The organism is Natrialba taiwanensis DSM 12281, assembly GCF_000337595.1.
In the GTDB taxonomy this organism is placed as follows: domain Archaea; phylum Halobacteriota; class Halobacteria; order Halobacteriales; family Natrialbaceae; genus Natrialba; species Natrialba taiwanensis.
Genome location: NZ_AOIL01000068.1, coordinates 49,056 through 56,438, shown reverse-complemented (window position 1 = coordinate 56,438; position 7,383 = coordinate 49,056). Strand labels below are relative to the sequence as shown.

At 65.4% G+C, this 7,383-nt stretch carries 7 protein-coding genes; 3 read left to right on the top strand and 4 right to left on the bottom strand.

Annotated features, from left to right (window positions below):
* Nucleotides 1-235 precede the first annotated feature (235 nt).
* Nucleotides 236-1,474 (top strand): PQQ-binding-like beta-propeller repeat protein, encoded by a 1,239-nt coding sequence (locus C484_RS20295; protein ID WP_006827744.1) that lies wholly within the window; start codon nt 236-238, stop codon nt 1,472-1,474.
* Nucleotides 1,475-1,536: 62 nt separating this feature from the next.
* Here C484_RS20295 and mvaD read toward each other — a convergent pair whose 3' ends face one another.
* Nucleotides 1,537-2,520: a phosphomevalonate decarboxylase MvaD gene (gene mvaD / locus C484_RS20290; RefSeq protein ID WP_006827743.1), complete on the bottom strand. Its 984-nt coding sequence runs from the start codon at nt 2,518-2,520 to the stop codon at nt 1,537-1,539.
* 80 nt (nt 2,521-2,600) lie between these two features.
* Complete coding sequence (locus C484_RS20285) at nt 2,601-3,503, bottom strand: coiled-coil domain-containing protein 154 (RefSeq protein ID WP_006827742.1); 903 nt, start codon at nt 3,501-3,503, stop codon at nt 2,601-2,603.
* A 325-nt stretch (nt 3,504-3,828) separates the two neighbouring features.
* Here C484_RS20285 and nth point away from each other — a divergent pair, with 325 nt between their 5' ends.
* Entirely contained in the window at nt 3,829-4,512 is a 684-nt protein-coding gene (nth, locus tag C484_RS20280; protein ID WP_006827741.1) for an endonuclease III, read from the top strand.
* Nucleotides 4,513-4,593: 81 nt separating this feature from the next.
* On the top strand, nt 4,594-4,857 hold the full coding sequence (locus C484_RS20275) for a hypothetical protein (RefSeq protein WP_006827740.1): 264 nt from the start codon (nt 4,594-4,596) through the stop codon (nt 4,855-4,857).
* A gap of 184 nt (nt 4,858-5,041) precedes the next feature.
* Here C484_RS20275 and C484_RS20270 read toward each other — a convergent pair whose 3' ends face one another.
* Nucleotides 5,042-5,854 (bottom strand): NAD(+)/NADH kinase, encoded by an 813-nt coding sequence (locus C484_RS20270; RefSeq protein ID WP_006827739.1) that lies wholly within the window; start codon nt 5,852-5,854, stop codon nt 5,042-5,044.
* A gap of 110 nt (nt 5,855-5,964) precedes the next feature.
* Entirely contained in the window at nt 5,965-7,293 is a 1,329-nt protein-coding gene (locus C484_RS20265; protein WP_006827738.1) for a M28 family peptidase, read from the bottom strand.
* Between the last annotated feature and the right edge of the window lie 90 nt (nt 7,294-7,383).

The window sequence follows — 7,383 nt, the reverse complement described above, 5'->3', positions numbered from 1 at the left end:
GCGTTGACGACCCACACTGGCCAGTGGCTCGCCGTCGCGTTCATCGCGCTGCTCGTGATTAGCATGGCACTCCGAGCGATGCGATACACGCGCCCGCGGTGGTAACGCGACACAGCCACACCCGCAACGACGCGCAGCGGCCCACATCGACCACGAAATCGGACGATCGAACCGAGACACACCACCCCTTTTGCGTATGAAAAGTATAACTGAATGTACTTCACACTAACCAGTAGTGCCCTCCAACGCAACACCGCCGGCCCGGCGTCGACGCGAGTTCATCGCGACTGCGTCCCTCTCGCTCAGTGCGCTCGCCGGCTGCTCGACGGTCCGAACCGAATTCCGAGAACGGCGGCTCGGAGAACCCGACCGACGACTCTCACCCGACTGGCATCCCGATCCGGGTCAGTGGCCGATTGACGGCTATAACTTCGCCCAGACGAGCCACAACCCGTACGCGACACCGCCTCGGGACGATCCCGAAACCGCGTGGACGTACGACCACGAGAACGGGCAGGAACAGAACTCGCTTCGGACGCTGATCGTCGCCGACGACACCGTGTACGTCAGAACCGACGGTGAACTCGTGGCGCTGGACGCGGCGACCGGGCAAACGGAGTGGACTCGCTCGCGCGCGAGCAGGGCATTTCTCGCGTTCGTTGCCGGCCGACTGTACGAGTTCAGGGAGGATCAACTCCGCGCGCTCACCCCGGGCGGAGAATCGATCTGGGAAACTGAATTCGACGACGACAATTACTATTACACGCCCCTCGAACGCGACGGGTGGGTCTACGTCACGGGTCGAGATACCGTCGCCCGACTCCACGCCGACACCGGCGACATCATCGCCACGGCGGATCGGGACGCAGCGAGCCCGATAACTGCGGGTGGGTCGGTCTACGCCGGGCGCTACTCGCTGACGGCGTACGATATCGTCGACGCCGAGTTCAGCCGGCGCTGGACGGCCGACGACGGATCGCCCTACGAAGCCTACGGATCGGCAGCGGTAGCGAACGGGCTGGTAGTTCGATCGGAGCGCCATAATTACGACGGCGACGGCGAGGATAGGGGTCGGCTCTCGGTCTACGATGTGACTGACGGAACGAGACGAACGGCACTCACCACGGAGCGAACGACTCGATCGCCGTCAGTCGACGGACAGCGGGTGTACGTGAGTACGTCCGACGTTCGAGGGGGAACCATCGGATCGGCGGGACGACTCGCCGCGTTCTCAGTCGACGGCGAGGAACACTGGCGTTACGAGCCCGAGGCGAGTCTGCGGCCGCCGGTCAGCGCCGACGGGACCGTCTACGTCGGCCCGTTCGCCAACGACCGAGTTCCGCTGGTCGCGTTCGACGCCGCGACCGGCGACGAACTCTGGCGGCGCGACGTGGCGAGTTCACCCGAACTCGCGATCGCGGGCGAGACGCTGTACGTCGGGACGAACGAGTCGGTGCGGGCGTTTCGAGCGTAGCCGGCGGCGGCCGAATCCGTGGAGTCGTGAACTCGCGGGGCCGCGAACCCAAAACGCAGCCGTCAGAACAGGTGGTCGTCCTCGTCCAGGAGTCGGGCGGGGCCACCGACGTCCCAGACCGTCGTCGAGACGCCGCAGTCCGAGATTGCCTCTTCGACCTCCTCGGCGTATTCGTCGGTCGTGTTGACGTAGACGGTTGCGCCCGTATCGGTGGAGAAGTAGACGGGGATGTCCTCTTCCTCTCGCAGTTCGCGAACGCGGTTGAAGACCGCGAGCGTCGCCGGTTGCCAGTAGACCCAGCCCTTGGGGCCGGTCATCGTCGTCGCCGCGAGCGAGAGCGAGTCGTGTTCGGCGAGTTCGAAGACGCCCTCGAAGTCGTCGTTGCGAAGTGCGTCGCGCATCTCGGCGATCTGGCCGTGGATGTGGGCGTTGCGGGCCTGGAACATGTGACTGTCGGCGGCCTCGTCGTGGGCGTCCTCGGTTTCCTTGTGGTAGGGGACGAGCCCGACGATGATCTTTAAATTCTCGTGGAGATTGCTCGGCAGGCGTTCGGACCGGCAATCTTCGTCGTTCAGCCCGGTGTGCAGGTGGGAGAACGCGCCGGTGACGGCGCGCGCGGCCGAGGCCGAGCCGACGCGAGCGATGGTCGAAATCGTGGGCCTGTCGGCGTCGATTTCGGCCGCGTCGGCCAACGCCATCGCGGCGGCGGCAAAGCCGGAGGAGGAGGAGCCGAGCCCGACGTTCGTCGGGAAACTGTTCTCGCTCTCCAGACGAACGGGGTAGACCGTGTGCGCGGCGTCCGAGAGGTCGCGGGCCTTCTCGACGACGGCGTCGACGCGCTCTGCGGCGCGGCCCTCTAATTCCTCGCCGTCGACGACGTAGGTGTCCTCGTCGTAGTCCATCGAGAACTCGACGGTCGTACGGGTGTGGCTCGGGGCCGTACAGACGCTGATGCTGTCGTGGTACGGGAGTCGCTTGATGTCATCGCGCATCCCGTGGTACTTGACCAACCCCTGAATCGGGTGGGCCATCGCGGTCGCTTTCATACCCGGATAGGCGGATGATGGCCGCTTAAAGTTCACGGCATTCGATTGGTGGCTTCACGCGGGCGTCGAATCGCGAATTGCTACTGCTCGTCGCTCGCTACCGAATCGGACGACGACTGGATCGCGTCCCGAAGTGAGTGACGCCAGTCGCTGGCGGCGTCAGCTTCGGCTTCGAGTTCAGCCAGGCGAGTTTCGAGTTCGCTCAGTGTAGTATCGAAATCGTTGAGAGTATCGTGATCTGTCCCGACTGTCGCCTCGAGCGCGTCGAGAGTGTCGTCGACGCGTTCGATTTCCCCCGAAAAGGCCGATCGGAGTAAGAGGAGTTCGCGTTTGAGACGCACTTCGGCCTCGTCGGTTTGGGCGGCCAACTCGTCCGTTCTGGATTCGAGGGTGCGTTCGACGGTGTCGATACGGGTCTCGAGTTCGGTGAGGCGGTCGCCGTAGGTGTCGACATCGGCCTCGAGTTCGGCAATGGAGTCCTCGAGAGCGGTACAGGTGGCCTCGAAGTCGGCGAGGCTACTGGTCGTCTCGGATCGGCGGTGTTCCAGCTGGGAGTCGAGTGCTTCGAGCCGGTTGGTGACCGAATCGAGTTGGGGCTGGAGCGTTCCCTCGAGACGACGCCGAAGGACGTTATCGGCCGCGTTGAGATCCGCGATGTCAGCCTGGAGCTGCTCGATTTCGGTTGTGGCCGCTTCGAGTTCGGTCTGGACGTCTTCGAGTGCGGTGTCAGTGGACGCTGCGTCAGCGCTGGTCTCGTCGGTAGCGCCGACAGCACTGTCAGCGGTGTCGGCCACACCGGGGGCAGTACCGGGTGTACCGGCGGTCTCGCCCGCGGGTGCAGTGTCGGGAAGACCGAGCGCGCGCTGGAGCGCCCGTCGCTGTGGCTCGTTTCGCTCGTCGCGGAGTGCAGCGACCAGCGTCTCGAGAACGTCAGTCTCGTCCGATGAATCGGCCGACGGCGTCGTATCGTTTCGTGATGGCATCGGTATCACGGGTACAGCGTGGGCAAGACGGAGGCGTATACGTCACCCGCTCGTCTCGGTCACTCCGTCAGGAGCGAGCCGGCGATGTGCGATCGCTCGTTCGTTGAACTAGTCACACAACGTGGCTAATAATACCACCTGTTCGTTGAAAGCGGTGCAACTAGTCGGCCGGAACGAACCACCGCTCACGCGTTCGTCCGTCCGCGACAGCCACGGTATGCCACAGTAACGCACTCTCCTGCAATCCGACCCGCCGTGGCACGCCTGCCGGATTGCCGGGCTCGAACCGAACACCTCAAATGGACGCTCTCGCAACGAACGCTGCATGGGAACGCCGCGTGAGAGCCGCACGAATCAGGCTGCGGAGGTCGTCGATCGACTCGAGGAGGCGTATCCGGACTCGACGATTTCACTCCGGTACTCGAACCGCCTCGAACTGCTGATCGCCGTCATCCTCTCGGCACAGTGCACCGACGAGCGCGTCAACACCGAAACCGAACACCTCTTCGAGACGTACGACGGGCCCGAAGACTACGCCAACGCGCCCCAGAATGAACTCGCCGAGGAACTGAACTCGATCACCTACTACAACAACAAGGCGAAGTACATTCGCAGCGCCTGCCAGACGATCGTCGAGGAACACGACGGCGAGGTCCCCGATACGATGGACGAACTCACCGATCTTTCCGGTGTGGGGCGCAAGACGGCGAACGTCGTCCTCCAGCACGGCCACGATGTCGTCGAGGGCATCGTCGTCGACACGCACGTCCAGCGCCTCTCTCGCCGGCTCGGGCTGACCGAGGAAGAGTACCCCGAACCGATCGAACAGGAGCTGATGGAACTCGTCCCCGAGGGCTACTGGCAGCAGTTCACCCACCTCTGTATCGATCACGGTCGTGCGACCTGTACGGCCCGGAACCCCGACTGCGACGACTGCGTCCTCGCGGACATCTGTCCTTCGGAGAAGGGCGACAGCGAGATCGATCTCGCTTCCGGCGAGCCCTGGTAGCGCCGCGGCGCTGGCTGCGGGTCGACTCACGCAAGCCGAACGCCTTTTCGGCGAGCGACGATAGCCCCGGATGGGATCACCATGGTTGACGACCCAAGCGAAACCGGCCAGACCGACAGGACCGGGAAAGACGAACACGGACGGGACGTCGAACTAACCCACGAAGAAATCGACGACGAGGAGGACGACGACGAGCTCACCGAGGAGGAGAAGGAAGCCAGAGAGCGAGAGGACGAAGAACAGCGCCGACAGGATATCGAGCACAAATCCGACGAGCGCGAGGCGGACGCGGTCGACAACGCGAATCCGGACCACCACCGGGACGAAGAGCCGTACAACAGTTAAACGACGGGCGATCGGGCGTGGGCAGGCTGAACTGGGGCGAGTTCAGCTGGCGGGCGATCCCACGTCCCGAACTGCGACAGCGATCACGAACGCAGGGCCAGCGCGATTCCGGCGGGTCGAACACGTAGTTGCGGTTTCTCGTTGTTTTTCACTCGTTTTCGAGGCGCTTGCGGTCGGACCGAGTTCACCCGTCGAGTACAGTATCGGGCACCGCAAGCACCGGGAGTGTCTCGGTGACCGAGACGGTAACCGGTTCGGCCACGGCAACGCGGCCGATCGCTCGGTCGTCGGCGACCAGCGTCACCGGCTGTTCGTCGCGGTCGATCGTCAGCGCGAGTTCATGATCCGGGAGAACCCACTGGCGGGTCTTCGTCACGAACGGTCCGATCGGAGCGACGGCGACGCCGTCGACCGCCCGAGAGAGTTCCGGGGCGTCGACGGCGCTCGCGTAGCCGTGTGTGCCGGCCGCGGTAGCGACGACGATGCCGTCCGCCCGAACCGAGTCGACTGGCTCGTCCCGGCTTCGAATCGAGAACTCGGAGATGGAGGCGGGTTCGTCGGTGACGAGGGTGAGATCGAACAGCGCCCGAACGGGGGGGTGGCTCGCGTCGCCCTCGAGCAACGCGTCGGCTTCCAACACGTCCCGGCGGTGAACCGTCGCATCGCCGTCGAGTGCCGCGGCGAGGGCGTCGGGAGCGCGATGGCGAGACGCGGCTCGAACGCCCGGAATCAACCCGACCGGAAGCACTGGAGCGGAGAGCGAGGCGGTGGCGGTTGCGCGAGCGAGCGCCGAAAGCGCCGACTCGCCGGCTGCGACCAGCAGCGTCGGAGCCGGTTCCGCATCGAGGACGGCCTCGAGTTCACCCCGATGAATCGTCGCGTCGGCCGCGGCGAGCGCCGACTCGAACGCGTCGGTCGCTGGAAGCGACTCGTTCGAACTGAACTCGAGGAGGCCGATAACCGGCGACTCATCGGGAGACCACGTGCCAGCGTCCATGCGGAGCAGTTCGCGTGGCGTGCTCAAAAGCGTGGGGTCCCAGATCTCTGCGGTGCATCTCTCCTCGGGTGGCTGCGGGTTACTATCGAGCGGCCGGTCGCGGGGTTCGATCAGTCGTCGTACGGCCAGTCGCCCGTGAGTTTGCTGCCTTCGGCGAGTCCCTGCGCTTCGAGTTCGGCGGCGATTTCCTCGGCCGGTCGGTGTTCGACGGTCCGCTCGTCGTCTGCGAGTTCGACGACGAGGTCGGTGAGCAAGATCGCCTGTTCGCGCAGGGTTCGAACCTCGAGTTTCTCCAGCGTGTCGGCGAAGGTGTGGCCCCAGCCGCGGCCGACCTCGTCGGCGGTCGATTTCGCGTGGTAGCCGGGGACGCCCCACTGGACGAACGGCCAGTGGTCGCTGTGGGGACCGAGTTCGGGGACCGTCTCGATCGGGTGGTCGTGGTGCTCGGCGACCGCGTTCGCGGCGTCTGCCAGTTCGGGGAACCCGTGGGTCGTGAGCGAGAGCGTCCGGTCGCGGACGACGCCGTCGTTGTTGACGATCGCTTTGATTTCGTCGTGGTCGGCTCGTTCGGCGTGGTAGCCGGAGCCGACCAGGCCGACCTCCTCGGCACCGTAGGCGACGAACTCGACGCGCGTCTCGAGTTCGTCCTCGCGGGCGGCAAGTGCGCGGGCGAGTTCGACGACCATCGCGGTGCCGGCACCGTTGTCGAGCGCGCCCTCGGCGATGTCGTGGGCGTCGACGTGGCTCGTGACGAGGACGCGTTCCTCGGTTTCGGGGCCGAGTTCGGCGTGGACGTTCTGGCTCGCGGCCGCCTCAATGTCCGCGTCGACGCTGACCGCGAGTTCCTCGCCGTCGTACCGGCGGGCCAGGCGCGCCCCGACCTCCTTCGAGACGCCGACGGCGGGGATGTCGCCGATCGGATCGTCCTCGGTCCCGACGCTGCCGGTCGGCGGGAGGCAGCCGGGAACGTGGTTGCGGTAGATGAAGCCGACGGCACCCTGGTCGACGGCGTGGTAATACTTCTCCCGGCGGTGGATGTAGCGCTCGTAGTAGTCCGGAATGTCGCTGCGGACCATTGCAACCGTCCCCTCGAGATCGGCGTCCTCGAAGTCTTCCGGCAGTCCGTACCCAAGGTCGACGAGTTCGGCCGTCGCGCCGTCGGCCGGGCTTCGCGGGAGCGCGATGCAGTCGAGTTCGGTCTCGGCTTCGCCCTCTCCGTGGCCAGCGACGATCGAACTCTCGCCGCGCGTCCAGCCCTGAATGTCGAAGGGATCGAGGCGGGCGTTTCGCGCGCCGGCGTCGGCGAGCGCGTCGCGGGTCAGTTCGGCGGCCGCTCGCTCGCCGTCGCTGCCTGCCATTCGATTACCGATGTCGACCAGTCGTTCCAGATGGGTCCAGCCAGCGTCACTGGTGAACACGTCGCCGATCCAGGCGGTCATAGTGACGGGTATCTCGGCGGGGCGGGTAACTGTACCGTTTGTCGGATACGGTACCGCGATTCGGCTTTGGAGTCCCGCCACGTGTGGTCT

Coding starts and splice junctions, on each gene's coding strand:
- C484_RS20265 (WP_006827738.1), bottom strand. CDS start 7,293: ATGACCGCCTGGATCGGCGACGTGTTCACCAGTGACGCTGGCTGGACC.
- C484_RS20285 (WP_006827742.1), bottom strand. CDS start 3,503: ATGCCATCACGAAACGATACGACGCCGTCGGCCGATTCATCGGACGAG.
- C484_RS20270 (WP_006827739.1), bottom strand. CDS start 5,854: ATGGACGCTGGCACGTGGTCTCCCGATGAGTCGCCGGTTATCGGCCTC.
- nth (WP_006827741.1), top strand. CDS start 3,829: ATGGGAACGCCGCGTGAGAGCCGCACGAATCAGGCTGCGGAGGTCGTC.
- C484_RS20275 (WP_006827740.1), top strand. CDS start 4,594: ATGGTTGACGACCCAAGCGAAACCGGCCAGACCGACAGGACCGGGAAA.
- mvaD (WP_006827743.1), bottom strand. CDS start 2,520: ATGAAAGCGACCGCGATGGCCCACCCGATTCAGGGGTTGGTCAAGTAC.